Source organism: Salinimonas lutimaris (assembly GCF_005222225.1).
Taxonomy (GTDB): domain Bacteria; phylum Pseudomonadota; class Gammaproteobacteria; order Enterobacterales; family Alteromonadaceae; genus Alteromonas; species Alteromonas lutimaris.
In genome coordinates, this window is record NZ_CP036536.1 from 1,449,796 (window position 1) to 1,473,320 (window position 23,525).

The window sequence follows — 23,525 nt, forward strand, 5'->3', positions numbered from 1 at the left end:
ATGGCAAATTACTTCTCGATACTGCTGGTCATTCTGACGGTTATTACCGGCGTAGTATGGTTACTGGATAAATTTATCTGGGCACCAAAGCGTAAGGCCAGTAAAACCGGCGGTAGCGAGGCGGAAATACCATACTGGGTCGACACGGCCCAGCAAACCTTTCCGGTCATTGCCTTTGTGCTAGTCTTGCGTTCATTTATTTATGAACCGTTTCAGATTCCGTCAGGCTCAATGATGCCGACTCTGCTGGTAGGCGACTTCATTCTGGTTGAGAAATTTGCCTATGGATTAAAAGATCCAGTCGTCCGCCATAAGTTTATTGAAACCGGAGAGCCGGTACGTGGTGATGTGGTGGTGTTCAAGTATCCTGAAAACCCGAATGTGGACTACATCAAGCGGGTGGTTGGCATGCCCGGCGATACCGTGGTGTATGAAAACAAACAGCTGTTTATCCGGCCACAGTGCACCGGTAGTAACGACAATGAATGTAAAAAGCTGACGCCGGTACCGGTTGAGTTTAAAAGCCGTGGTGAGTTTGTTCAGCGCATGGCACCGTTGTTACGCTACACCGAAACACTGGGGGATGTAACACACGACACATTACGCCATCCTACCCGTCAGGACCAGTCCATGCGCTTTTACACCCAGCCGGGCACACGTAGCAACGAGTGGAAAGTCCCGGAAGGACAATACTTTGTTATGGGTGACAACCGCGACAACAGCCGTGACAGCCGTTACTGGGGCTTTGTACCTGATGCCAACCTGGTCGGTAAGGCAGTGGCAATCTGGATAAGTTTTGAATTTGAACGCTCACCACAAGACTGGATCCCGACCTGGGTTCCCACCGGTGTGCGCTTTAACCGAATTGGTGGCATTGAATAATGCAGGGTATTGACCGTTACGCACATCTATCCCGCGTACTGGATTATCGATTTACAGATGAGACGCTGCTTGAGCAGGCGCTGACTCATCGCAGTGCGGCAAAGCTGCATAACGAGCGGCTCGAGTTTTTGGGCGATGCCATTCTGGGTATGATAATCGCGGATGCCTTGTACGCCGCATTTCCCACCGTACCGGAAGGTAAACTCACCCGGATGCGCTCGACGCTGGTAAAAGGTGAAACGCTGGCAGAACTGGCTCGCGAAGCCAAAGTGGGTGAATTGCTTAAACTGGGACAGGGCGAGCTGAAAAGCGGCGGTCACCGCCGCAGCTCTATTTTAGCCGATGCTGTAGAAGCGGTGTTGGGAGCAATTTATCTGGATGCAGGCATCGACACGGTACGCCGGGTTATACTGAGCCTGTGGAAAGATCGTTTTGCTGCGCTGGATCCTAATGAGCATCCCAAAGACAACAAAACCCGGTTACAGGAGTTTTTGCAATCACGCAGAATGCCGCTACCGGTATACGAAGTGGTCAATATCAGTGGTAAAGACCACGCCCAGACCTTTGAAGTAAGCTGTACTGTTACAGCAATTGATACACCGGTCATTGCGTCGGGCAATAGCCGCCGTAAAGCCGAGCAGCAAGCTGCGAAACTCATGCTGGAGAAACTTGAAAATGCAACTGGATGATCCTCAGACACATTGTGGTCTGGTTGCCATTGTTGGCCGCCCTAACGTGGGTAAATCCACCTTACTGAACCGGTTGCTGGGCCAGAAAGTCAGTATTACGTCACGTAAGCCGCAAACCACCCGCCACCGTATTTTAGGTATTGACACTGAAGATGATTATCAAACCATCTATGTGGATACCCCGGGGCTGCACAAAGAAGAAAAACGGGCCATCAACCGGTTTATGAACCGGGCTGCATCCAGTTCACTGGCTGAAGTGGGACTGATTCTGCTGGTCGTGGAAGGCACCCGCTGGGGCCCGGAAGATGACATGGTGCTGACCAAGGTAGCTCAGGCAAATCTGCCTGTTTATCTGGTCATCAACAAGGTCGACAAAGTTCAGGAAAAAGAGCAGCTGATTGGCCATATCCAGCAGCTGGCTGAAAAACATGATTTTGCGCATATTATTCCGGTCAGCGCTAAACAGGGTCGCCAGGTAGATGCGCTGCGTGATCTGGTAAAACAAAGCCTGCCACCAAGTGAGTTTTTCTTCCCCGAAGATTATATTACTGACCGCTCCAGCCGGTTTATGGCCGCCGAAATTATTCGCGAAAAGCTGATGCGATTCACCGGCGATGAGCTGCCTTATTCAACCACGGTTGAAATTGAGCAGTTCAAAATGACCGAAAATGGCGTGTTTCGTATCAATGGCCTGATTTTGGTTGAGCGGGAAAGTCAGAAGCGCATGATTATCGGTAAAGGTGGTCAGCACCTTAAAACGATTGGTGAGCAGGCCCGACTGGATATGGAGCGCCTGTTTGATACCAAGGTGTTTCTTGAATTATGGGTGAAAGTGAAACAGGGCTGGGCCGACGACGAGCGGGCACTGCGTTCACTGGGGTATGGCGAAGACTAACACCGGAGCTGCACATGGCAATTTCAGATATGCGCCGTCAGTATTCTATGGGAACGCTGACTGAAAAAGATTTGTCCGAACATCCGGTCAGTCTGTTCAAACAGTGGCTGGATGAAGCAATTGAAGCGAGTATCCCGGATCCAACTGCCATGACGGTAGCTACGGTAGATGCCAGCGGCCAGCCTTCACAGCGCATTGTGCTGCTTAAGGATGTCAGTGAGCAGGGATTTACGTTTTTTACCAACCTGGGGTCGCGTAAAGCACAGGAGTTGTCTGACAATCCCAGGGTGTCATTACATTTTCCTTGGTTTTTTATGGAGCGCCAGGTGCGGATATGCGGTACGGCGCACAAGCTGAGTCTCAAACAAAACGCCGATTATTTCTTTTCACGGCCTAAAGACAGCCAGCTGGCAGCCTATGCATCCAGACAAAGTCAGCCGGTGAAAACCCGCGAACTGCTGATGACTCAGTTTAGCCAGCTAAAAGCAAAGTTTGCTGACAAGCAGCTTCCTGTGCCTGACTTTTGGGGTGGCTTTTTGATTGTGCCCCACCAGATAGAGTTCTGGCAGGGCGGAGAACACCGCCTGCATGACCGGTTTGAATACAATCTGCAGGCCGATGGCAACTGGACCACCGCCCGTCTGATGCCGTGAGCCTTGTTCCGGCAGTGAAAAAAGCGCCAACAGAATGTTAACTGACAGTCACTGCCATCTCGATTTAGCTGCCTTTGATAATGACCTGGAACAGGTCATTACTGCCAGTCGGCAAGCTGGCGTTACCCGCTTTCTTATACCCGGCACCACGCCTTCAGGCTGGATGCGGCAACAACAGATTGCCGCCCGGTTCAACGATATTGACCTGGCTTTTGGGCTGCACCCCTACTTTCACGATACCCTTAATACTGCCGGGCTGACTGCACTGGAAACCCATTTTGCCAATAGCGGTGAACAGGCAGTGGCGGTGGGAGAAATTGGTCTGGATGCCACAGTGGATATTGCCTCTGAGCAACAGGAAACCTTGTTCAGCGCCCAGCTTAGCCTTGCGGCTAACCTGCACCTGCCGGTTATTCTGCATCACCGTAAAACCCATCACCGCCTGCTGGGGCTGATCAGTCAAACCGGGTTTACCGGTGGCGGGATTGTCCATGCGTTTTCCGGCAGTCTGCAGGATGCCCGCAAATATGAAAATGCCGGCTTTTTGCTGGGGGTAGGGGGAACCATCACCTATCCGCGGGCGCGTAAGACCCGCGACACCATTGCCGCCATGCCTCTGACCTCACTGGTACTGGAAACCGATGCGCCAGACATGCCGGTGAATGGCCGGCAGGGGCAACGTAACAGCCCACAGTATCTGATGGATATCGCAAGCGCTCTGGCGCAGCTAAAAGCGTTGCCGGTGGCCGAGGTCATTCGGCAAACCACCGATAATTATCGACGCCTGTTCAAACTTAATGACCCGACCAGCGTCTTGACCATACCTGATAACGACGGGTAATAAACGGCCGCAGCTTATAAAAAGCCCTGGCAATATAGACGCCGGCAATAAAAGCAATAATAGCGATAATGGCACCCATCATCACCATATCCAGTCCGCCCCGGGCTGGCAGCATATCGGTGGGCGGCGGCACCGACACAACGCGCAGGTAGCCAATCACCGCACCACTGTTATTTTTAATATCACTAAGATGCACCACCAGACCCTGTTCACTGTGCCGGACAGACTCGGGCAGGGGAGCCGCCGGATAGGCCGGTACCCGCTGACGTCCCTGGGCATCAAACAACGATGCCTGCATCACCGCCGGCTCCGCCTCCAGCGTGGCCATGGCGTGTTGCAGCAGGGGGGCATTCTCACTGCCTAACGCCGGCGCCAGCATGGCGGCATAGTGCCGGGCCAGAACATCGCCGGGCTCATCAATATCATGTTCCAGCCAGCGTTGTTGCTGCTGATTGTAAAGCTGAATACTTAGCAGAATCAGTCCGGCCACACAAATGACCACCACAGCATGCAAAAAGCGCTTATAGGCCTGGCTGTGCTGCTCGCTGGCGGTTTTATCGGTACGCTTATCGCCTGGATGAGTGGACATGATCACCTGACTGCAAAAAAAGGATACCGATACCCTAGAAGAATAACGTTCCCTTGCCAAGGGTTATTCCGCTTGCCGGCAGCATAAGGTAGGATAATGCTTCTATTTTTTTCAACAAGCAGGGGACAGTGTGGCCATCATTGCCGTAACTGACGAGCAGCGTCATCAACATTCGTTTTTAACCGATACTTTGCCTACCGGCGCTTATCTGACTCTTCTTGATGAAGGCTGGCAGCGTTATGACACGCCACTTGATGCTGCCACCGATGCGCAGCTGGTGATGTTTGCCCAGTCTCTCACATTACATCAGGTTGAAGGCATCGTAAAAGCCCTTGCCGATGTACTGAGCGTGACAAATATACGGCGTCACCCGTTTTGTGGGCAATTCGGTGAAACTGTGCTGACCGGTCAGGCCACGGTGCACAACCCGCAGCAGGTTAACAGCGTACTGGCTGAAATTGCCGATGTGTACCGGGTTGATGTGGGCGTGGTGCGCAATGCGCCCAGCCTGCAGCAGCCGGGCCTGCTGGTCATGGATATGGACAGTACACTTATCCAGATGGAATGTATTGATGAGATTGCCAGCCTGGCCGGCGTCAAAGACGAGGTGGCTGCGGTGACGGCCAAAGCAATGCGCGGGGAGCTGGATTTTAATCAGAGCCTGAACACCCGGGTGGGGTGTCTGCGTGGTGTTGAGGTTAGCCGTCTGGCGCAGTTACGTGACAGCCTGCCACTGATGCCGGGCGTGCAGGCTTTATTACGGGAGCTGAAAATGCGCGGCTGGAAGCTGGCCATTGCATCTGGTGGTTTCACCTATTTTGCCAATCACCTGAAAAACCGTCTGGGCCTGGATGCGGCGTTTTCCAATGTATTAGGTGTGACTGACGAAAAGCTTACCGGCACGGTCGAAGGCGAGATTGTGAATGCGCAGGTCAAAGCGCAAAAAGTGCAGGCCCTGTCCATAGAGTTTGATATCGCCCCGCAGCAGACGATAGCGATGGGCGATGGAGCCAACGACCTGCTGATGATGGAAGAAGCAGCACTGGGCGTAGCCTGTCATGCTAAGCCAGTTGTCAATCAGCAGGCTGATGTGGCGGTGCGATACACCGGTTTACACGGCCTGCTGTATTATCTGAACTGTTAAGCCTGTAATAGCGGCGAAATCACAGAGCCGGCATCAGCGTGGTTAAACTGCCGGTTCTGGCGTATTTTTTCCGGGTCGATATTGTACCGGCCAAGGACTTCTTCGGTAATGTCGACCAGATGTGCACAGGCCATGATGCTCCACAGCCGCGCTTCCAGTTCCTTGGCCCGGTGAATCGCGTACATACTGACATAGCTCATTTCTGCTTCCAGTAATTCCATGTCCGGCTTGCCGGTGGTGGTCAACAGTACATGCAGGGCAATAAACTGTCCGCGCTCCATCGCCTGCTCAATGAAATTGATGCGCGTGTCATCGCTGATAAATCGGGTATCAAACCGGGGCAGAATAGCCATTCGGCCTTCTTTCTGGGAAGGGTCAAAAGCAATGTAGAGCTCCTGGCGGATGGGCAGATGTTCAAGCTTTATCTGGCGAATGCCATGCTGAATAAACGGTGTTTCCAGATTGCGGTCCCGGAACATAAACTCAAAATTCAGCTGGTGCTCAGTTCCGCGTAACGCTGCAACATGATTAATACTTTCATCCCGGCGATTGACAATCGCCGCCATCGGCAGATAGCGCGCCCCTTCTTTTGTCATTACAAATGCCAGCGACGGGGTGTTTTTGGCATTGATGCAACGCAAAGCATGCCCCATTCCCGGCATATCTTCGCCTTCCGGGTATTCTTCCAGCGCGTTTTTATTACGCTTGATAAGCTCAGTGAAAAAATTGCGGGCAATGGCGCCATCCTGACCCTCCACCGCTTTTAAGTGCAGAATATTCTTTTCGTCATTGTGATGAATAATGCGGTATTGCAGTGCCATCACATCAAATTTGTCGGTCAGGGGCTGCAGTTTGGGAAAGCCAATCTCAAGCTGGGCTTCGCTGTTACCGGAAAATTCAGAAGCCAGCTCGATCCGCAGGCCGCGTACTGAAATATCCTCACTGACGCCCTGCCAGCTTTCACCGCTATACACATCCCGCACTGTAATGCCGGTGCGCAACAGATAGCGTTTTTCCATACGCTTATCCTGGTAGTGATAACGATAGGTGGTGGTTTCTGCCGGTGGCTTATTCCGGGCGTGACCGAAAATACGCAGGTTAGTCAGATTATCACGGCTGAACCGGTACTGGTTATAATGGCGCTGGCCGGTGTCAGAGGTAATATCGGTGACATGAACAATGAAGCGCAATTTTTTCAGCTTGCTCATCAGACGAGCAGATGGCGCCTGATTCAGGTGCTTTACTTTATTACTGACAGTATCAGGAATCGACAACGGCGAGTGGGCCTGATCGGCCGACATGGAAGACATGGTCAGCTTGAACACCCGCCAGCTGACTTTTCTGGAGCCAAAACCAAGATAAGCATGACGCAACTCGGGCTTTAACATCAGCTCAACGGTAGAGGCGGAGTAAAAATAGACTTTTTCATTTTGCAGATGAGTAAAGGCAAAAACATACATTTCCTGCTGGCCGGCAGGCTGCTTGGCCATCCACGCCAGACGATTCGGGTTGGCCAGATAACCAATACGCAGAACTTCTTCCTCATCGCGCCAGTAATCCAGAATCTCGGTATTGATTTCATTTTGCATCGCATAGCGCGCAACCAGGCGGCCATCCTGAATTTCTGCAAACAAGGGCAAGGAGGGGCTGCGCGGCGATAAAAACTGCTCTACGGTTTTATTAAAAATGGCATCAATAGTGTTGGCCATATTTACTTTATAGCGGCGTTTGTTGCCATGAATAAAGTTTTCCAGAAAGCTGTCAAACGGGGGATTGGGAATTTCACTGGCACGCTTTAGCATCAGATATTTAAAGTCGTTTTTTTCAACAATTTTCAGCACTTCATAAACGATGCCGCGCTTTTTATCCATCGCAAACTCTTCTTCTAATCCCCGAAAGAAGATTTCGACCAGTTCATTGCGCTCAACTTGTGCTTCCTGGCCCAGCTTTACCTGTAAGCCTTCGGTGGAAATATCCACACTGTTACCGTGCCAGTGCACTTCCTGAGAGGTGACCAGCTCCACCGAAACAGCAAAATTCATTCGCTCGTGCTGACGGCGGGCATAGGACAACAGGTTTACCACAGGGACGGTGTATTTTTCCAGCGCCAGCGCGTGGGAATTTTCTTTTTGCTGTCTGGCCTCTTGCTTTTCTTGCTGCTCGGCTTTTTCCCGCATGACCCGGAAGTTATTTTCCGTCTCCATCACCGCTTCATACACGCCGAAGGTAAACTGACCAAAAATACCGACCTGTTTTTCAAATGTCTGAATTGCCAGATCATCCAGATAATGACTGACGCCACCAAATTCGTATAGCCGGCATTCTGCATTGACGTGACCGCGCAAATCCACCGAGCGCATACACGGGCGGGCCAGGCGTTTGACTTCCATTTTAATCAGAAAGCGTTTGTCATTGGGCAGGTGAGCAGCCAGCTCGTTCACCTTCTGATTTAAATCAGAACGTGATGCATAGGGTTTTAACTCTTCTATTATCCCGCGATACCGGCTGAGATCATCATTCATAAAGCGTTTACAACTTATTCTGTTTTTTATGCGTTTTATTGTATATCGGCAATCTGACCTGCATCTTAAACCCCGGCGGCATTCAACCTTCGTTTAGTATTTTGCCGAACGAATCAGATTGTTAATTCCAATGGCCAGCATGCAGGTTACCTCTTATCAGTGTAGAATACTCTGAAATATTTGAAGTGAAAATAGTTTATGGCCAAACGAAAAACTGCGTATGTGTGTTCTGATTGCGGGGCCGAGTTTCCCCGTTGGCAGGGACAGTGTTCTGAATGTAAAGGCTGGAACACCATTTCTGAATTTGTGGTGAGCCCGGCCAAAGCTGAGCGCCGCGGGCTGGCCGGTTATGCCGGACAAACCACCGCTAAAATTGAAAAACTCAATGCGATTGATTTAGAAGCGCTACCCCGGTTTTCATCCGGTTTTAAAGAACTGGACCGGGTGCTGGGTGGCGGTATTGTACCGGGCTCGGCCATACTTATCGGCGGCTCGCCCGGAGCGGGAAAAAGTACTTTATTACTGCAGGTAATGTGTCAACTGGCCGGACAGCATAACGCCCTGTATGTCACCGGCGAGGAGTCACTGCAGCAGGTCGCTATGCGCGGCAAACGTCTGGGCCTGCCGGATGACAATCTGATGATGCTGGCTGAAACGAATGTGGAAACCGTGTGTCAGCTGGCCTTAGAGCAGCAGCCTAAAATTATGGTCATTGACTCGATTCAGGTGATGCATGTGGCCGATGTGCAATCGGCTCCCGGCAGTGTTTCGCAGGTGCGCGAAAGTGCCGCCTACCTGACCCGGTTTGCCAAGCAGCATCACATTGCCATGTTTATTGTTGGTCATGTGACCAAAGACGGCAATCTGGCCGGGCCCAAGGTTCTGGAGCACTGCATCGACTGTTCAATGATGCTGGAAGGGGAAAGCGACAGCCGTTTTCGAACATTACGCAGTCATAAAAACCGCTTTGGCGCAGTCAACGAGCTGGGTGTGTTCGGTATGACAGAAAGAGGCCTGAAGGAAGTAAGTAACCCGTCAGCCATTTTTTTAAGCCGGGGCGAAAACCAGGCGCCCGGTTCCAGTGTCATGGTGATATGGGAAGGCACCCGTCCGCTGCTGGTAGAGATTCAGGCGCTGGTTGACTATTCCCAGCTGTCTAATCCGCGCCGGGTGGCGGTGGGGCTGGAACAAAACCGGCTGGTGATGCTGCTGGCGGTTATGCATCGCCATGGCAATATTCAGATGAGCGATCAGGACGTGTTTGTGAACGTGGTTGGTGGGGTGAAGGTGTCCGAAACCAGCGCCGATCTGGCCTTGCTGCTGGCCATGGTATCCAGCTTCAGAAATAATGCCCTGCCCAGAGATTTAATTGTCTTTGGTGAGGTGGGGCTGGCCGGTGAAATCAGACCGGTACCTAATGGCTCTGAGCGGATTGTAGAGGCTGCAAAGCATGGCTTTAAACGGGCTATCGTACCTAAATCCAATGCGCCAAAAACGGCACCGGCAGGCATTGAAATTGTACCGGTAACTCAGTTGTCTGAAGCATTAGAGGCGGTGTCGTAAACCGCATCGACCAGCGCATCCAAATCGTGGGCTGTCATATCACTGTCGCCGCTGTTCAGCTCAATTAAGCGGCGCAGGACAGCCAGATTTTCCAGTTCAATATGATGTACCTTGCAGCCAATGGCGATGGTCGACTTACGGGAATCTGTCTGCCGGTATAGCTGTTCAAGCCAGGCCTCCAGCAGGGGCTGCTGTTCGTCGGTTAAAAAGACAATGTGGTAAGGCTCATGAGAGTCAAAGGGCAGGACATCTATTTCCGCTTCTTCGGCGCGAAGGCGCAGACCCTTAAATGAAACATCCTCAATAATTACCGGCACAAAAATATCACCGTGGCCCAGTTGTCCCTGAATATTCAAGGCAACACGATGAACGTGACGTTTGTCTGACATGGTCTCTCCGAGATAATGTTTAACGCTTTATACTTCAGGTGTAACCTGTTTTTGGCCAGCCTGCAACCTTGTCTGATCCGTGTTTACCCGGCGCCGGACAATAAAAAAGCCGGTGTATCGCTACACCGGCTCTGCAAATAAGCGGGTTATTGCCCCTTATTTTTTGGTCATACGCTTGTACTTCAGGCGATGCGGCTCAACCACATCCTGACCATAGGTTTCTTTCAGCCAGGTTTCATAATCATTATAGTTACCTTCGAAGAAGTTAATTTTACCTTCATCACGGTAATCCAGAATATGTGTGGCTACCCGGTCAAGGAACCAGCGGTCATGCGAGATAACCATGGCACAGCCAGGAAATTCCAGTAACGCATCTTCCAGCGCCCGCAAGGTTTCCACATCCAGGTCGTTGGTTGGCTCATCGAGCAGCAGTACGTTGCCACCGGCTTTGAGCAGTTTGGCCAGATGCACACGATTACGCTCACCGCCTGACAAGTCCTTGATGAACTTCTGCTGCGTGGTGCCCTTAAAGTTAAAACGGCTGCAGTACGCACGGCTGTTAATTTCAAAGTTACCGATTCGGATAACATCCTGATCGTCAGAAATTTCTTTATATACCGTATTATTTTCGTTCATGTGATCGCGGAACTGATCAACACTGGCCAGATTAACGGTTTCGCCAAGCTCAATCGTTCCCGAGTCAGGCTGTTCCTGACCGTTTAACATGCGGAACAGGGTCGATTTACCCGCGCCGTTGGGACCGATAATACCGACAATCGCGCCTTTGGGAATGGAGAAATTCATGTCATCAATCAGCACGCGCTCGCCATAGGATTTGTGCAGGTTGGTAACATCAATGACCTTGTCACCTAAACGCTCACCCGGCGGGATGAACAATTCGTTGGTTTCGTTACGCTTTTGATAATCAGCGGTCGACAGTTCTTCAAACCGGTTCATCCGGGCCTTGGATTTGGCATGACGGCCTTTCGGGTTAGAGCGCACCCATTCCAGCTCCTGCTTAATCGACTTCTGACGCGCATTTTCTGTACGTTCTTCCTGCTCCAGTCGCTTGTCTTTCTGTTCCAGCCAGGACGAGTAGTTACCTTCCCACGGAATCCCTTCACCGCGGTCCAGTTCCAGAATCCAGCCGGCTACGTTATCCAGGAAATAACGATCGTGGGTAATGGCTACCACGGTGCCTTCGTAGTCGTGCAGGAAGCGCTCCAGCCAGGCGACAGATTCGGCATCCAGGTGGTTGGTAGGCTCGTCCAGCAGTAGCATGTCGGGTTTTTCCAACAACAGGCGACATAGTGCCACCCGGCGACGTTCACCCCCTGACAGCTTGCTCACATCGGCGTCCCACGGCGGCAAACGCAGGGCATCGGCCGCGCGCTCCAGGGTATTTTCGATATTGTGTCCATCTTTGGCCTGGATGATCGCTTCCAGTTCACCCTGTTCTTTTGCCAGTGCATCAAAGTCCGCATCTTCGGCAGCGTATTCAGCATACACTTCGTCCAGACGCTTTAGCGCATGGGTGACATCAGCCACGGCTTCTTCGATATTGCCACGCACATCTTTTGACTCATCCAGCTGTGGCTCCTGTGGCAGATAGCCAATATTGATGCCCGGCATCGGACGGGCTTCACCTTCAATGTCGGTGTCAACGCCAGCCATAATGCGCAGCAGGGTAGATTTACCCGCGCCATTGAGACCCAGCACACCAATCTTGGCGCCGGGGAAAAAGCTCAGCGAGATATTTTTAAGAATCTGACGGTTAGGCGGTACAACTTTGCCTACCCGATGCATGGAATAAACGTATTGAGACATGCTTTGTCCTTGCCTGAATAAACCTGAATAAAACGTTATTGTATAGCTTTTGACGGTCGCTTCACCAGTAAAGTCCGCCACAACCTTCGGTGAATGATGAAATTTCATACATAAACACGACGAAAATGGTTTTTGTTGCCCTGCGCGGGCGACTCGACAGCCATTTTGGATTAACATATCAACCAGATTGCGAATTCACATCAAGAGGATGTTCTATGACCTCAGCAGGTAAACGCTCATATACCCTGGCAGAACTGGCCGAGCATGTCGGCGGTGAAGTGCAGGGAGATGGGCAGGTACAGCTTAGCGGCGTCGGCACGCTGTCAGGTGCCAGCTGCCAGCAAATCTCATTTTTAACCAATACAAAATACAAGCCGCAACTGGCCGATACCGGTGCCGGGGCGGTAATTCTGCATGAAAAAATGCGCAACGACAGCCCGGTACCTGCACTGGTTCACGGCAACCCGCATGCCGCGTTTGCCTATATCGCTCAGCTGTTTGACACTACGCCGGCGGTAGCCAGTGGTATTGCCAGCAGTGCGGTCATAGCCTCATCCGCGTCAGTCGGCGCCGATGTCTCACTGGGTCATAATGTGATAATTGAAGACAATGCCGTGCTGGGTGACAATGTCGTCATCGGTGCCAATACCGTAATTGGTAAAGGCGCGCACATCGGTGCAGATACTACTATTTACCCTAATGTTACTATCTATCACGATGTGAACATTGGTAAGCGGGTCACCATTCATTCGCAGACCGTGATAGGGGCGTCTGGTTTTGGTTATGCTAACGATAAAGGCGTGTGGATCCCCATCCCGCAAACCGGTTCAGTGCAGATTGGCGATGACAGTCAGATAGGTGCGTCCAGCAGTATTGACCGTGGCGCTATGGAAGATACGCTAATTGGCAAAAATGTGATTGTGGATAATCAGGTTCAGATTGGCCACAACTGCGTGGTGGGTGATCACTCATGCATTTGCGGAGCAACCGGTATCGCCGGCTCGGTGAATATTGGTAAGTATGTGATTATTGGTGGTGGTGTGGGAATTAACGGCCATATTACCATTACCGATAACGTACAGGTGACCGGTTATACCATGATTGTGCAGGACATCACTGAGCCGGGTTTATATTCTTCGGGTCAGCCGGCCATGAAAAACCTGGACTGGCGCAAAAATACCGTACGCCTGAACCAGATTGGCAGCCTGTTCGACCGGGTTAAAACCCTTGAAAAGTCGGCGGCAAAAGACACCTGACTGACCACCAACAGATCGTACCACGGCCGTTTGTAAGCAAACGGCCATAAAGCAGTATACTTGCTGCCTAAAATGAATAGAATAGGCGTTCATTTTTACGCCATTTCAACTGCTGTTAAGGAGCCTCCATGTTACCTCGCGAAATGACGATTGCGGATTTTGATCCGGAGCTGGCCGATGCCATGGCCAAAGAAACCACCCGTCAGGAACATCATATTGAGCTGATTGCCTCTGAAAACTACTGTAGCCCACGTGTAATGGAAGCGCAGGGTTCACAGCTGACCAACAAGTATGCCGAAGGTTACCCGGGCAAGCGTTATTATGGTGGTTGCGAGCACGTTGACGTGGTTGAGCAACTGGCAATTGACCGTGCCAAAGCGCTGTTTGGCGCCGAGTATGCCAACGTGCAGCCGCACTCTGGTTCGCAGGCTAATGCAGCAGCATTCATGGCTCTGCTGGACGCTGGCGACACGGTACTGGGAATGAGCCTGGCTGACGGCGGACACCTGACGCACGGTGCGCATGTTAACTTTTCCGGCAAAACCTACAATGCTGTACAGTATGGTCTGAATGACGAAACCGGCGAGATTGATTATGCGCAGGTAGAAGCGCTGGCTTTGGAACACAAGCCAAAAATGATTATCGGTGGTTTCTCTGCCTATTCTGGTATCGTGGACTGGGCGCGTTTCCGCGAAATCGCTGACAAAGTGGGTGCTTACCTGCTGGTGGATATGGCTCACGTGGCCGGACTGATTGCCGCTGGCGTCTATCCTAATCCACTGCCGCATGCCCATGTGGTCACCACCACCACGCACAAAACTCTGGCAGGTCCGCGTAGTGGTCTGATTCTGTCAGCCTGTGGCGATGAAACCATTTATAAAAAGCTGAACAGCTCGGTATTCCCGGGTAATCAGGGTGGCCCGCTGTGCCACGTAATTGCCGCTAAAGCGGTGGCGTTTAAAGAAGCGCTGCAGCCAGAGTTTAAAACCTACCAGCAGCAAGTTGTAAAAAATGCCAAAGCAATGGTCGCTGTGATGCAGGAGCGCGGTTATAACATCGTGTCTGGCGGTACGGACAATCACCTGTTCCTGCTGGATCTGGTTGATAAAGACATTACCGGTAAAGATGCTGATGCTGCGCTGGGCCGTGCCAACATCACAGTGAACAAAAACGCTGTGCCTAACGATCCTCGCTCGCCGTTTGTAACCAGCGGTCTGCGTATCGGCAGCCCGGCGATTACCCGTCGTGGTTTTGGTGAAGAGCAGGCTAAACAGGTTGCCACCTGGATTGCTGATGTACTGGATAACATGGGCGATGACAGCGTTATTGACCGTGTTAAACAGGAAGTTGTTGCTCTGTGCGAACAGTTCCCGGTTTACGGTTAATCTGATTCGCGGCGTTGTTCCTATTTTGCGATTGGGGGGCAACGCCCCCGACGCTTAAGGACACACCATGTTTTGCCCATTTTGTTCCGAACAGGAAACTAAAGTCATTGACTCCCGGCTGGTTGCAGAAGGGCAACAGGTGCGCCGCCGTCGTGAATGTCTGGTATGCCATGAGCGCTTCACCACGTTTGAAAGCGCCGAACTGGTTATGCCAAGGGTAATTAAGCGGGATGGCTCCCGCGAACCTTTCAATGAAGACAAACTGCGGGCCGGGCTGCAACGGGCGCTGGAAAAGCGACCGGTCAGTACCGAAAAGGTCGAGCAGTGCGTACTGTCTTTAAAATCCAAACTGCGAGCCACCGGTGAGCGGGAAGTGTCCAGCGAATTGCTGGGTAATCTGATAATGAGCGCCTTAAAAGAGCTGGATAAAGTCGCCTATGTGCGATTTGCCTCAGTGTACCGTTCCTTTGAAGATATCCGTGAATTTGGTGAGGAAATCGCACGACTAGGCGACTAACACCGCAATGACTCACACTGCTTTGCCATCTTCTGCCGTAGAACAAGACTACATCTGGATGGCACAAGCCATCAAACTGGCCCGCCGTGGCCGGTATACTACCTCTCCTAATCCTCGTGTAGGCTGTGTGATTCTGGACAGTCAGGGTAACCTGGCCGGTCAGGGCGCACACCTGCAGGCTGGTACTCCCCATGCTGAGGTTCATGCTCTGCAGCAGGCAGGCGCGCGCGCGGCTGGGGGCACCGCTTATGTCACACTGGAGCCGTGTAGTCACTACGGGCGTACACCACCGTGTGCTGAAGCCCTGGTGAAAGCCGGCGTGGCAAGGGTGGTGATTGCCATGACGGACCCTAATCCGCAGGTCAGCGGGCGGGGAATTGAAAAATTGCAACAGGCCGGTATTGAAGTGGTGAGTGACATACTGGCGGCGGAGGCGGCTGCTCTGAACCGTGGGTTTATTAAACGCATGGTAACCCAGAAGCCCTTTGTGACCGTAAAGCTGGCAGCCAGTCTGGATGGTAAAATCGCGCTGGCAAATGGTAAGAGTCAGTGGATTACCGGCCCTCAGGCACGCCGTGACGTGCAGCATTATCGTGCCGCAAGCTGTGCGGTGCTGACCGGCTCAGGCACGGCACTGGCTGATAATCCCAGTTTATTGGTGCGCCCTGAACAGGCCGGGTTTACCGACTATCCGCTGGCCGAAATTCGTCAACCGGTTCGGGTAGTGATAGACAGCAACGCCAGCCTGCCAGACACATTGCAGCTGTTCAGTGACGGTTATGAAACATGGCGCATGGTTGGAGATGATCAGCCCGGGGCAATAAAACATGTACCGGTACCATTGCAAAATGGCAAACTGGACCTATCTGCTATGTTAACCATGCTGGCTCAGCGTAATATCAACGAAGTCTGGGTTGAAGCCGGACCGGATCTGGCTGGTGCGTTGTTACTGGCTGGCGAAGTCGATGAATTAATTGTGTATCAGGCCCCTAAGCTACTGGGCGACAGAGGTCGCAGTATGGTGTCGCTGGGCGAGCTGACCAGTCTTGATGATGCCATTGAGCTGTGCCTGACCGAACAGGTTCAGGTAGGGCAGGATATACGGCTGACCTATCAGGTCCGCCACCTTAACAAATAACGGGAAAGCTATGTTTACAGGAATCGTGCAGGCGTTAGGTACTCTGCGTCAACTTGACAGACGCGGCGAGGATATTCGACTTACCGTCTCTGCCGGCAAGCTGGATATGAGTGATGTTGCCTTAGGTGACAGCATTGCTACCAATGGTGTTTGCCTGACCGTGGTGGAATACGGCGAAGATTATTACTGCGCGGATGTCTCGTCAGAAACGATCCGACTGACCGGTTTTGCGCATTACCGGGCTGGCTCTCAGGTTAACCTGGAAAAGGCCATGCGCCCGACAGACCGGTTTGGTGGCCACATTGTGTCTGGCCACGTTGATGGTGTGGGGACTATTTCCAGTATTACCGAGCATGCCGATTATTTTGAAATCTGGGTTAAAGCCCCAGACGACCTGGCCAAATATATTGCTCACAAAGGCAGTATTACGGTCGATGGCGTCAGCCTGACAGTGAACGAAGTGCGTGGCGCCGAGTTTATGCTATGGATTATTCCGCACACCCTTCAGGAAACCGTTATTGGTTCTTATAAAGCGGGTTCTCAGGTAAATCTGGAAGTGGATGTCGTTGCACGTTATCTTGAACGTCTGATGCTGGGCGATAAAGCGGCCGCGCCCAAAGCCAGCGGCATTGATATGTCTTTTCTGGCTGAAAACGGCTTTTTAAGAAAATAAAAAACACCCTACATAAGACGGAAGTTATGGCTTTAAATACAACCAAAGAAATTATCGAAGATATTCGTCAGGGCAAAATGGTGATCCTGATGGATGATGAAGATCGCGAAAATGAAGGCGATATCATCATGGCTGCGGAGCATGTGACTCCTGAAGCTATCAACTTTATGGTCACTCATGCTCGCGGGCTGGTGTGTTTACCCATGACGCAGGAGCGCTGTAAACGCCTGAACCTGCCGCTGATGGTCGATAACAACGGAGCGCAGTTTTCCACCAATTTTACCGTGTCAATTGAAGCTGCCCGTGGCGTTACCACCGGCATTTCAGCTGCTGACCGGGCCGCAACCATTCTGGCGGCGGTGAATCCTGATGCCCAGGCCTCAGATATCGTGCAACCCGGGCACATTTTCCCGCTGATTGCCAAAGAAGGCGGGGTACTGAACCGGGCGGGTCATACCGAGGCCGGTGTTGACCTGCCACGTCTGGCAGGCTGTGAACCGGCCGGTGTTATCGTTGAGATTCTCAATGAAGACGGCACCATGGCCCGACGCCCTGAACTGGAAAAATTTGCCGAGAAGCATGGACTGAAAATTGGCACAATTGCCGATTTGATTGAATACCGCAACCTCAATGAAACCACCATTGAGAAGGTGGCACAGTGCAAACTGCCCACTGAATTTGGTGAGTTTGAACTGCACACGTTTAAAGACGTGATCGATAATCAGATTCATTTTGCATTGAAAAATGTCGAAATCAGTGCTGATGAGCCCACGCTGGTGCGAGTGCATCTGCATAACACCTTAAGTGATCTGCTGGGGTCGACCCGGGCCATTAACCGCTCGCTTACTTTACCCGAGGGCATGCAGCAGATTGCAGAGCAGGGCGGTGTACTGGTGGTACTGGGCAAGCAGGAGGACCTGGTGGGTCAGGTTCAGCAGTTTGCCGCTGAGGATCGTGGTGAGCAGCCGCAGGGTAAAGAGTGGCAGGGTTCATCCCGCACGATTGGGGTCGGTAGTCAGATTCTGGCGTCACTGGGTGTACACAAAATGCGCCTGTTGAGCAAACCGGTTAAATACCATGCCTTGTCCGGCTACGGTCTGGAAGTGGTAGAATACATCCATCCGGAATAATGCCCGTTCGGGAGCTGAAAATCCCCACCGGTGCAACAAATCAATCCATTTAGTTTGCGTGCAGTTGTGCTATACTGCGCGCCGTTTTTTCTCAAGGGTAAAGAGCCATGCAGGTAATCGAAGGTAATATCAGAGCAACAGGTAAAAAGTTTGCTGTTATCGTGTCGCGTTTTAACAGCTTTGTGGTTGAGAGCTTACTGGAAGGTGCGCTGGATACACTGGAGCGTCACGGTGAAGTGAGCGATGACGATATCACACTGGTACGTGTACCAGGTGCTTATGAATTACCGGTAGTGGCAAAGAAACTGGCCGAAAAGAAACAATTTGATGCAATTATTGCACTGGGTGCAGTGATTCGTGGCGGTACGCCACATTTTGATTTTGTCGCCGGTGAGTGTAACAAAGGGCTGGCGCAGGTGTCTTTAGAATACGGTGTGCCGGTATCATTTGGCGTTATCACGACTGATTCTATCGAACAGGCTATTGAGCGCTCTGGTACAAAAGCCGGTAATAAAGGCTCTGAGGCTGCGTTAGGCGCCCTTGAGATGGTTAATGTAATGAGTGCCGTGGAAAGTCTTTAATGAAAGTTTCAGCAAGACGTAAAGCCCGTGAACTGGCTGTACAGGGTGTCTATTCCTGGCAGCTGAGCCGCAATGATATTGCCCAGGTTGAACTGGCTCTGGCAACCAGCAATAACATGCATCAGGTTGATATGGTGTACTTCCAGGCATTGCTGCGTGGTGTTGCCCAGCAAGCCACTACCCTGGACGCTACCATCAAACCGTACCTGGGGCGTTTGCCCGAGGAGCTGGATCAGATCGAAAAAGCCATCATGCGGGTGGCGACCTTCGAGCTGGTTGAGCGCGTTGATGTGCCTTATCGTGTAATCATTAATGAAGCCATTGAACTGGCGAAAATTTTTGGTGCGGAAGATAGCCACAAGTTTGTTAACGGAGCCCTTGATAAAGCCGTTCGCAAGCTGCGTGAGCACGAAAGATAAGTGATCACTGTAACGCCGCCTGGCGTACAGTGTGAATCCATTTGTGTAATTAGTTGCATACTGTGAAAGAATTTGACTTGATAGGCCGCTACTTCGCTGCAGGCGGTTACGAACGCAAGGACGTGGTCGTGGGCATTGGTGATGACTGCGCAGTTACCACCGTTGCTCCGAATCAGCAACTTGCGATTACCACCGATACACTGGTGTCTGGTGTTCACTTCTTAAAAGATGCGCCGGCCAAGTCCGTTGCCTACAAAGCGGTGGCGGTTAACCTTAGCGACCTGGCGGCGATGGGCGCGGAACCGGCCTGGATCAGTCTGTCACTGGCCATGTCTGAAGTCGATGATGCCTGGCTGGCAGATTTTGCTGAAGGTATGTATGAGTTAACTCAGTACTATTCTGTTCAGCTGATCGGTGGTGATACCGTGCGTGGTCCACTGTCGATGACCATTACTGCACAAGGTTTTGTTCCACCGGGGAACGAACTGAAACGCTCAACAGCACGCCCTGGTGACTGGATCTTTGTGACCGGTACCCTGGGCGATGCCGCAGCCGGACTGGCAGTACTCCAAAAGTCGCTGGATGCGGGGGATGGTGTGCGTGAATACTTGATTAACCGGCATCTTTATCCGACGCCGCGGGTAGCAGCAGGAACCGCTCTGCGCCGGCTTGCCAGCGCCTGTATTGATGTGTCTGACGGGTTTTTGTCTGATCTGGGGCATATCCTGCGTAATTCAGCATGTGGAGCACATGTTCAGGTTGACCAGTTACCCTTGTCAGCTCAGCTGAATGACTGTGTCAGCCCTGATAAAGCGCGGGAATATGCACTAACAGGCGGCGATGACTACGAGCTTATCTTTACCGTCAATGAAGAGCAGCGGGGAAACCTGGAAACAGCATTAGGCAGTACCGGGGTGAAGTTTACCTGTGTCGGTCAGATTACCGGTAATGCCGGTAAGGTTGATTTAAAGCTGGGTGATGCGCCTTTCCCTATGCCTGAACTGTCTGGCTACGAGCACAGTTTCTGATGCAGCGGGAATACCGCGAACGCATATCAATGAAAAATCCGGTGCACTTTTGTGCGCTGGGTTTTGGCAGTGGCCTTGTCCCGTTTATGCCGGGTACGTTTGGCTCACTGGCGGCCATCCCTTTGTTATTACTGACTACCGGTTTGTCAGCCTGGGCATTTATTGCCGTAACAGTGGCGATCTCGCTGATTGGCATTTACTTTTGCGGTAAAACAGCCGATGACATGCAGGTACATGACCATGGTTCCATTGTCTGGGATGAGGTCGCCGGCATGTTTTGCACTTTTTTGTTTGTATCACTGACGCCCCTGCATCTGGCTGCGGGATTTGTCCTGTTCCGGCTGTTTGATATTCTCAAACCCTGGCCCATCAATGTAATTGATAAGCGCCTGCATGGCGGTACCGGCATTATGCTGGATGATTTACTGGCGGGCCTGATGTCCTGCGCGGCATTGCACGCTCTGTTACTGATTATGCCCTTTTAGCTGCCAGGCTTTTCCAGGCGTGACAAGCTGCCAATAAAAAACCGGCTCACTTTATTCCAGTGAACCGGTTTTTTTGTGCTTATCGTTTTACTGTGAGCTGATTAGCGGCTCAGGTAGTCCGTGATCTGCTGTTCAATGCCTTTGGCGTCCAGTCCCAGCTCGGTGTACATTTCTTCCTGGGTGCCTTGCTCAATAAACTTATCAGGCAAGCCCAGCAGCAGGGTATGCACCAGCTTTTTATGCTGTTGCAGCGTCTCTGTGACGCCACTACCGGCGCCACCGGCAATACAGCCATCTTCCAGAGTAACCAGTAAGTCATGGCTGTCGGCCATGGCACAAACCATGTCCTCATCAATGGGCTTAACAAAGCGCATGTCGATCAGGGTGGCGTTTAATGCTTCGGCGGCTTTTTCTGCATACGGCAGTAACGTTCCAAAGTTGAGAATGGCCACTTTCTCACCATCGCGCAGTTTCCGTGCCTTACCGATCTGCAGTGCCTGCATGTCAGTCTCAGGGGGAATCCCTTTGCCTGCGCCACGGGGGTAGCGTACTGCTGCTGGCATAGTGGCAACATGACCGGTGTAGAGCATCTGACGGCACTCATTCTCATCTGCTGGTGCCATCACAATCATGTTAGGGATACAGCGTAAAAATGCCAGGTCAAAAGCGCCCTGGTGAGTCTGGCCATCTGCGCCCACAATGCCGGCCCGATCAACAGCGAATAAGACTGGCAGTTCCTGAATCGCCACATCATGAATAAGCTGATCATAAGCGCGTTGCAAAAAGGTGGAATAGATAGCTACCACTGCATTCAGGCCATCTTTGGCCAGGCCTGCGGCATAAGTCACCGCATGCTGTTCGGCAATGGCCACATCACTGTATTGTTTCGGATATTTCTGTGAAAACTCGACCATACCTGAGCCTTCACGCATAGCAGGGGTAACCGCCATCAGTTTAGGATCCTGACTGGCCATATCACACAGCCACTGACCAAAAATTGCTGAAAAGCTTGGAGAGCCCGGTTTTGATTTAGGCAGCGCCTTGTCCGCCGGGTTAAATTTAGGGACAGCGTGGAATTTGATCGGATCCTGTTCGGCCTGCGGATAGCCTTTACCCTTGCGGGTTACCACGTGCAGTAACTGTGGCCCTTCAAAATTACGCATATTGCGCAGGGTATCCACCATTGCATTAACATCGTGACCATCAATCGGGCCAATGTAATTAAAGCCCAGCTCTTCGAAAATGGTCCCGGGTACTACCATCCCTTTAAGATGTTCTTCTGCCCGGCTGGCAAATTCTTTAAGCGGCGGCATGTTACTCAACAGCTTTTTGCCACCACCGCGAATCTTGTTGAAAAAATTACCGGTCAGCAGACGGGCCAGATGAGAGTTCAGGGCACCGACATTTTCTGAAATCGACATTTCATTGTCGTTCAGCACCACCACCATGTCTTTTTTAATATCACCGGCGTGATTCAAAGCTTCAAATGCCATACCAGCCGTCATTGCACCATCGCCGATGACAGATACCACTTTGCGGCCTTTGCCTTCTTTTTCGGCTGCTACCGCCATACCCAGACCGGCACTGATCGAGGTGGACGAGTGACCAACGGCGAACGTGTCATATTCGCTTTCGTTTGGCCAGGGGAACGGATGCAGCCCGCCTTTTTTACGAATGGTAGGCATGCGCCCGGCACGGCCGGTGATGATCTTATGCGGATAGGCCTGATGACCAACATCCCAGATCAACCGGTCAAATGGTGTCTGATAGACATAATGCAGGGCTACGGTGAGCTCTACCGTTCCTAAACCGGAGGCAAAATGGCCGCTGGTCTGGCTTACACAGGTAAGCAAATACTGGCGAAGCTCATCGGCCAGCGCTTTAAGCTTGTCCTGAGGCAGTTTTCTCAGCTGGTCCGGGGTTTGTGCCTGGGCCAGTATGGGATAGTGGGATAAATCTAAACTCATTGGTTATTATTCTGTATTTGTCGCTGTGCAAAAATCGCCGGACTAGTGGTTGCGCTGAACCATCAAATCCGTAAACGCGGCCAGATAATCAGTGTTGTAGGGTAAACTGGCCAGCGTGTTCAGTGCTTCGTCGTGCAGGGCGGCAAGCTCTTGTTTCGCTTGTGTCATCCCCAGCAAGCCAGGAAAGGTATTCTTACCCTGCTGCTCATCAGAGCCCTGCGGCTTACCCAATACCTGCGCGTCTCCTTCAATGTCCAGAATATCGTCCTGAACCTGAAACGCCAGACCTATAATCCGTGCATAGTTTATCAGACTCTGCTGATCCTGGTCACTGATTGATGGAGCCACCTGCGTCACCATTTGCGCGCAGGCGCCCAGCAAGGCGCCGGTTTTTAACCGGTGCAGGCGGGTAAGCTCTTCAATATCAATACTTTTTCCGGTAGCGGCCAGGTCAATCGCCTGACCCCCGCACATCCCCATATACCCGGCTGCTTTGGCCAGAATGGAAACCAGACGAGCGCGCTGACCATCGGCATAATCGGACATTGGCTGATCAGCCAGAATACTGAATGCCAGAGTCTGCAGGGCATCGCCCGCCAGTATGGCGGTCGCTTCGTCAAACTGAATGTGACAGGTGGGCTGGCCACGACGTAGATCATCATCATCCATCGCCGGCAAATCATCATGCACCAGCGAATAAGCATGAATACACTCAATGGCCATACTGATAGTCAGCTGGTCCTGCTGAGGAATATCCAGACTATTGCCAATCAGATGGGCCAGCAGTGGGCGCATCCGTTTTCCGCCTACCAGCAGGGCATGCTGCATGGCCTGCTTCAGGCGGGGAGCATGGTCTGGCAGGGATGAGATAAGGTGCAGCAGTTTTTCGTCAGTCTGATGTTTGACCTGCTGACGAAGTGCATCGAAATTCATAGAAAATGCCTGTTGAAAG

Annotated in this window: 23 protein-coding genes; 17 read left to right on the forward strand and 6 right to left on the reverse strand. The window is 51.8% G+C overall.

All coding sequences use genetic code 11. From position 1 onward, the window contains the following. Genes lepB through EZV72_RS06150 form a run of 5 tightly spaced genes read left to right on the forward strand, consistent with a single transcriptional unit; the run spans nt 1 to nt 3,960 of the window. A complete protein-coding gene (lepB, locus tag EZV72_RS06130; protein ID WP_137166412.1) occupies nt 1-882 on the forward strand; it encodes a signal peptidase I in 882 nt (293 codons plus the stop codon). Further along, nucleotides 882-1,571, forward strand: a complete 690-nt coding sequence (rnc, locus tag EZV72_RS06135; RefSeq protein WP_137166413.1) for a ribonuclease III — start codon at nt 882-884, stop codon at nt 1,569-1,571. The genes lepB and rnc overlap by 1 nt, the downstream gene beginning before the upstream one ends. Next, nucleotides 1,558-2,466, forward strand: coding sequence for a GTPase Era (gene era / locus EZV72_RS06140; RefSeq protein ID WP_137168676.1), 909 nt, complete (start codon nt 1,558-1,560; stop codon nt 2,464-2,466). The genes rnc and era overlap by 14 nt, the downstream gene beginning before the upstream one ends. Before the next feature lie 14 nt (nt 2,467-2,480). Beyond that, nucleotides 2,481-3,119, forward strand: coding sequence for a pyridoxamine 5'-phosphate oxidase (pdxH, locus tag EZV72_RS06145; RefSeq protein ID WP_137166414.1), 639 nt, complete (start codon nt 2,481-2,483; stop codon nt 3,117-3,119). Between the two features lie 34 nt (nt 3,120-3,153). Further along, on the forward strand, nt 3,154-3,960 hold the full coding sequence (locus EZV72_RS06150; RefSeq protein ID WP_137166415.1) for a TatD family hydrolase: 807 nt from the start codon (nt 3,154-3,156) through the stop codon (nt 3,958-3,960). On the opposite strand, the gene EZV72_RS06155 is transcribed toward EZV72_RS06150, so the two are convergent. Continuing rightward, a complete protein-coding gene (locus tag EZV72_RS06155) occupies nt 3,914-4,549 on the reverse strand; it encodes a hypothetical protein (RefSeq protein ID WP_137166416.1) in 636 nt (211 codons plus the stop codon). The genes EZV72_RS06150 and EZV72_RS06155 overlap by 47 nt on opposite strands. A 130-nt stretch (nt 4,550-4,679) precedes the next feature. Between EZV72_RS06155 and serB the strand changes: the two genes are divergently transcribed. After that, nucleotides 4,680-5,693 (forward strand): phosphoserine phosphatase SerB, encoded by a 1,014-nt coding sequence (gene serB, locus EZV72_RS06160; RefSeq protein ID WP_232364520.1) that lies wholly within the window; start codon nt 4,680-4,682, stop codon nt 5,691-5,693. On the opposite strand, the gene EZV72_RS06165 is transcribed toward serB, so the two are convergent. After that, on the reverse strand, nt 5,690-8,215 hold the full coding sequence (locus EZV72_RS06165) for a PilZ domain-containing protein (RefSeq protein ID WP_137166417.1): 2,526 nt from the start codon (nt 8,213-8,215) through the stop codon (nt 5,690-5,692). The two genes, serB and EZV72_RS06165, sit on opposite strands and share 4 nt — an antisense overlap. A 198-nt stretch (nt 8,216-8,413) precedes the next feature. Between EZV72_RS06165 and radA the strand changes: the two genes are divergently transcribed. Beyond that, nucleotides 8,414-9,778, forward strand: coding sequence for a DNA repair protein RadA (radA, locus tag EZV72_RS06170; protein WP_137166418.1), 1,365 nt, complete (start codon nt 8,414-8,416; stop codon nt 9,776-9,778). On the opposite strand, the gene EZV72_RS06175 is transcribed toward radA, so the two are convergent. Next, entirely contained in the window at nt 9,745-10,167 is a 423-nt protein-coding gene (locus EZV72_RS06175) for a PilZ domain-containing protein (protein WP_137166419.1), read from the reverse strand. The genes radA and EZV72_RS06175 overlap by 34 nt on opposite strands. A 156-nt stretch (nt 10,168-10,323) precedes the next feature. Further along, nucleotides 10,324-11,994, reverse strand: coding sequence for an energy-dependent translational throttle protein EttA (ettA, locus tag EZV72_RS06180; protein WP_137166420.1), 1,671 nt, complete (start codon nt 11,992-11,994; stop codon nt 10,324-10,326). Between the two features lie 215 nt (nt 11,995-12,209). Between ettA and lpxD the strand changes: the two genes are divergently transcribed. The 10 genes from lpxD (at nt 12,210) to EZV72_RS06230 (ending at nt 20,606) form a co-directional block, all read left to right on the forward strand. Continuing rightward, nucleotides 12,210-13,250, forward strand: coding sequence for a UDP-3-O-(3-hydroxymyristoyl)glucosamine N-acyltransferase (gene lpxD / locus EZV72_RS06185; protein ID WP_137166421.1), 1,041 nt, complete (start codon nt 12,210-12,212; stop codon nt 13,248-13,250). A 128-nt stretch (nt 13,251-13,378) separates the two neighbouring features. After that, nucleotides 13,379-14,635 (forward strand): serine hydroxymethyltransferase, encoded by a 1,257-nt coding sequence (glyA, locus tag EZV72_RS06190; protein ID WP_137166422.1) that lies wholly within the window; start codon nt 13,379-13,381, stop codon nt 14,633-14,635. 67 nt (nt 14,636-14,702) lie between these two features. Beyond that, the gene (gene nrdR, locus EZV72_RS06195) at nt 14,703-15,152 is read left to right on the forward strand and encodes a transcriptional regulator NrdR (RefSeq protein WP_137166423.1); all 450 of its coding nucleotides are present in this window, start codon (nt 14,703-14,705) and stop codon (nt 15,150-15,152) included. Nucleotides 15,153-15,159: 7 nt separating this feature from the next. Further along, a complete protein-coding gene (ribD, locus tag EZV72_RS06200) occupies nt 15,160-16,290 on the forward strand; it encodes a bifunctional diaminohydroxyphosphoribosylaminopyrimidine deaminase/5-amino-6-(5-phosphoribosylamino)uracil reductase RibD (protein ID WP_137166424.1) in 1,131 nt (376 codons plus the stop codon). A 10-nt stretch (nt 16,291-16,300) separates the two neighbouring features. After that, on the forward strand, nt 16,301-16,963 hold the full coding sequence (locus tag EZV72_RS06205) for a riboflavin synthase (protein WP_137166425.1): 663 nt from the start codon (nt 16,301-16,303) through the stop codon (nt 16,961-16,963). A 26-nt stretch (nt 16,964-16,989) separates the two neighbouring features. Next, nucleotides 16,990-18,093, forward strand: a complete 1,104-nt coding sequence (ribBA, locus tag EZV72_RS06210; RefSeq protein WP_137166426.1) for a bifunctional 3,4-dihydroxy-2-butanone-4-phosphate synthase/GTP cyclohydrolase II — start codon at nt 16,990-16,992, stop codon at nt 18,091-18,093. Nucleotides 18,094-18,200: 107 nt separating this feature from the next. Next, a complete protein-coding gene (gene ribH / locus EZV72_RS06215; RefSeq protein ID WP_137166427.1) occupies nt 18,201-18,674 on the forward strand; it encodes a 6,7-dimethyl-8-ribityllumazine synthase in 474 nt (157 codons plus the stop codon). Then, entirely contained in the window at nt 18,674-19,093 is a 420-nt protein-coding gene (nusB, locus tag EZV72_RS06220; RefSeq protein ID WP_137166428.1) for a transcription antitermination factor NusB, read from the forward strand. Before ribH ends, nusB begins: the two co-directional genes overlap by 1 nt. Before the next feature lie 62 nt (nt 19,094-19,155). Further along, the gene (thiL, locus tag EZV72_RS06225; RefSeq protein ID WP_137166429.1) at nt 19,156-20,121 is read left to right on the forward strand and encodes a thiamine-phosphate kinase; all 966 of its coding nucleotides are present in this window, start codon (nt 19,156-19,158) and stop codon (nt 20,119-20,121) included. Further along, nucleotides 20,121-20,606 (forward strand): phosphatidylglycerophosphatase A family protein, encoded by a 486-nt coding sequence (locus EZV72_RS06230; RefSeq protein ID WP_137166430.1) that lies wholly within the window; start codon nt 20,121-20,123, stop codon nt 20,604-20,606. The genes thiL and EZV72_RS06230 overlap by 1 nt, the downstream gene beginning before the upstream one ends. 101 nt (nt 20,607-20,707) lie before the next feature. Here the strand turns inward: EZV72_RS06230 and dxs are convergent, their stop codons facing one another. Together dxs and ispA are read right to left on the reverse strand one after the other, a co-directional pair. Then, nucleotides 20,708-22,573, reverse strand: coding sequence for a 1-deoxy-D-xylulose-5-phosphate synthase (gene dxs, locus EZV72_RS06235; RefSeq protein WP_137166431.1), 1,866 nt, complete (start codon nt 22,571-22,573; stop codon nt 20,708-20,710). A 42-nt stretch (nt 22,574-22,615) separates the two neighbouring features. Next, on the reverse strand, nt 22,616-23,506 hold the full coding sequence (gene ispA, locus EZV72_RS06240; RefSeq protein ID WP_137166432.1) for a (2E,6E)-farnesyl diphosphate synthase: 891 nt from the start codon (nt 23,504-23,506) through the stop codon (nt 22,616-22,618). Nucleotides 23,507-23,525 lie beyond the last annotated feature (19 nt).

What these genes read in the sequence shown, in the direction of transcription:
- lepB (WP_137166412.1), top strand. Translation starts at nt 1, where the DNA reads ATGGCAAATTACTTCTCGATACTGCTGGTCATTCTGACGGTTATTACC.
- rnc (WP_137166413.1), top strand. Translation starts at nt 882, where the DNA reads ATGCAGGGTATTGACCGTTACGCACATCTATCCCGCGTACTGGATTAT.
- era (WP_137168676.1), top strand. Translation starts at nt 1,558, where the DNA reads ATGCAACTGGATGATCCTCAGACACATTGTGGTCTGGTTGCCATTGTT.
- pdxH (WP_137166414.1), top strand. Translation starts at nt 2,481, where the DNA reads ATGGCAATTTCAGATATGCGCCGTCAGTATTCTATGGGAACGCTGACT.
- EZV72_RS06150 (WP_137166415.1), top strand. Translation starts at nt 3,154, where the DNA reads ATGTTAACTGACAGTCACTGCCATCTCGATTTAGCTGCCTTTGATAAT.
- EZV72_RS06155 (WP_137166416.1), bottom strand. Translation starts at nt 4,549, where the DNA reads ATGTCCACTCATCCAGGCGATAAGCGTACCGATAAAACCGCCAGCGAG.
- EZV72_RS06165 (WP_137166417.1), bottom strand. Translation starts at nt 8,215, where the DNA reads ATGAATGATGATCTCAGCCGGTATCGCGGGATAATAGAAGAGTTAAAA.
- radA (WP_137166418.1), top strand. Translation starts at nt 8,414, where the DNA reads ATGGCCAAACGAAAAACTGCGTATGTGTGTTCTGATTGCGGGGCCGAG.
- EZV72_RS06175 (WP_137166419.1), bottom strand. Translation starts at nt 10,167, where the DNA reads ATGTCAGACAAACGTCACGTTCATCGTGTTGCCTTGAATATTCAGGGA.
- ettA (WP_137166420.1), bottom strand. Translation starts at nt 11,994, where the DNA reads ATGTCTCAATACGTTTATTCCATGCATCGGGTAGGCAAAGTTGTACCG.
- lpxD (WP_137166421.1), top strand. Translation starts at nt 12,210, where the DNA reads ATGACCTCAGCAGGTAAACGCTCATATACCCTGGCAGAACTGGCCGAG.
- glyA (WP_137166422.1), top strand. Translation starts at nt 13,379, where the DNA reads ATGTTACCTCGCGAAATGACGATTGCGGATTTTGATCCGGAGCTGGCC.
- nrdR (WP_137166423.1), top strand. Translation starts at nt 14,703, where the DNA reads ATGTTTTGCCCATTTTGTTCCGAACAGGAAACTAAAGTCATTGACTCC.
- ribD (WP_137166424.1), top strand. Translation starts at nt 15,160, where the DNA reads ATGACTCACACTGCTTTGCCATCTTCTGCCGTAGAACAAGACTACATC.
- EZV72_RS06205 (WP_137166425.1), top strand. Translation starts at nt 16,301, where the DNA reads ATGTTTACAGGAATCGTGCAGGCGTTAGGTACTCTGCGTCAACTTGAC.
- ribBA (WP_137166426.1), top strand. Translation starts at nt 16,990, where the DNA reads ATGGCTTTAAATACAACCAAAGAAATTATCGAAGATATTCGTCAGGGC.
- ribH (WP_137166427.1), top strand. Translation starts at nt 18,201, where the DNA reads ATGCAGGTAATCGAAGGTAATATCAGAGCAACAGGTAAAAAGTTTGCT.
- nusB (WP_137166428.1), top strand. Translation starts at nt 18,674, where the DNA reads ATGAAAGTTTCAGCAAGACGTAAAGCCCGTGAACTGGCTGTACAGGGT.
- EZV72_RS06230 (WP_137166430.1), top strand. Translation starts at nt 20,121, where the DNA reads ATGCAGCGGGAATACCGCGAACGCATATCAATGAAAAATCCGGTGCAC.
- dxs (WP_137166431.1), bottom strand. Translation starts at nt 22,573, where the DNA reads ATGAGTTTAGATTTATCCCACTATCCCATACTGGCCCAGGCACAAACC.
- ispA (WP_137166432.1), bottom strand. Translation starts at nt 23,506, where the DNA reads ATGAATTTCGATGCACTTCGTCAGCAGGTCAAACATCAGACTGACGAA.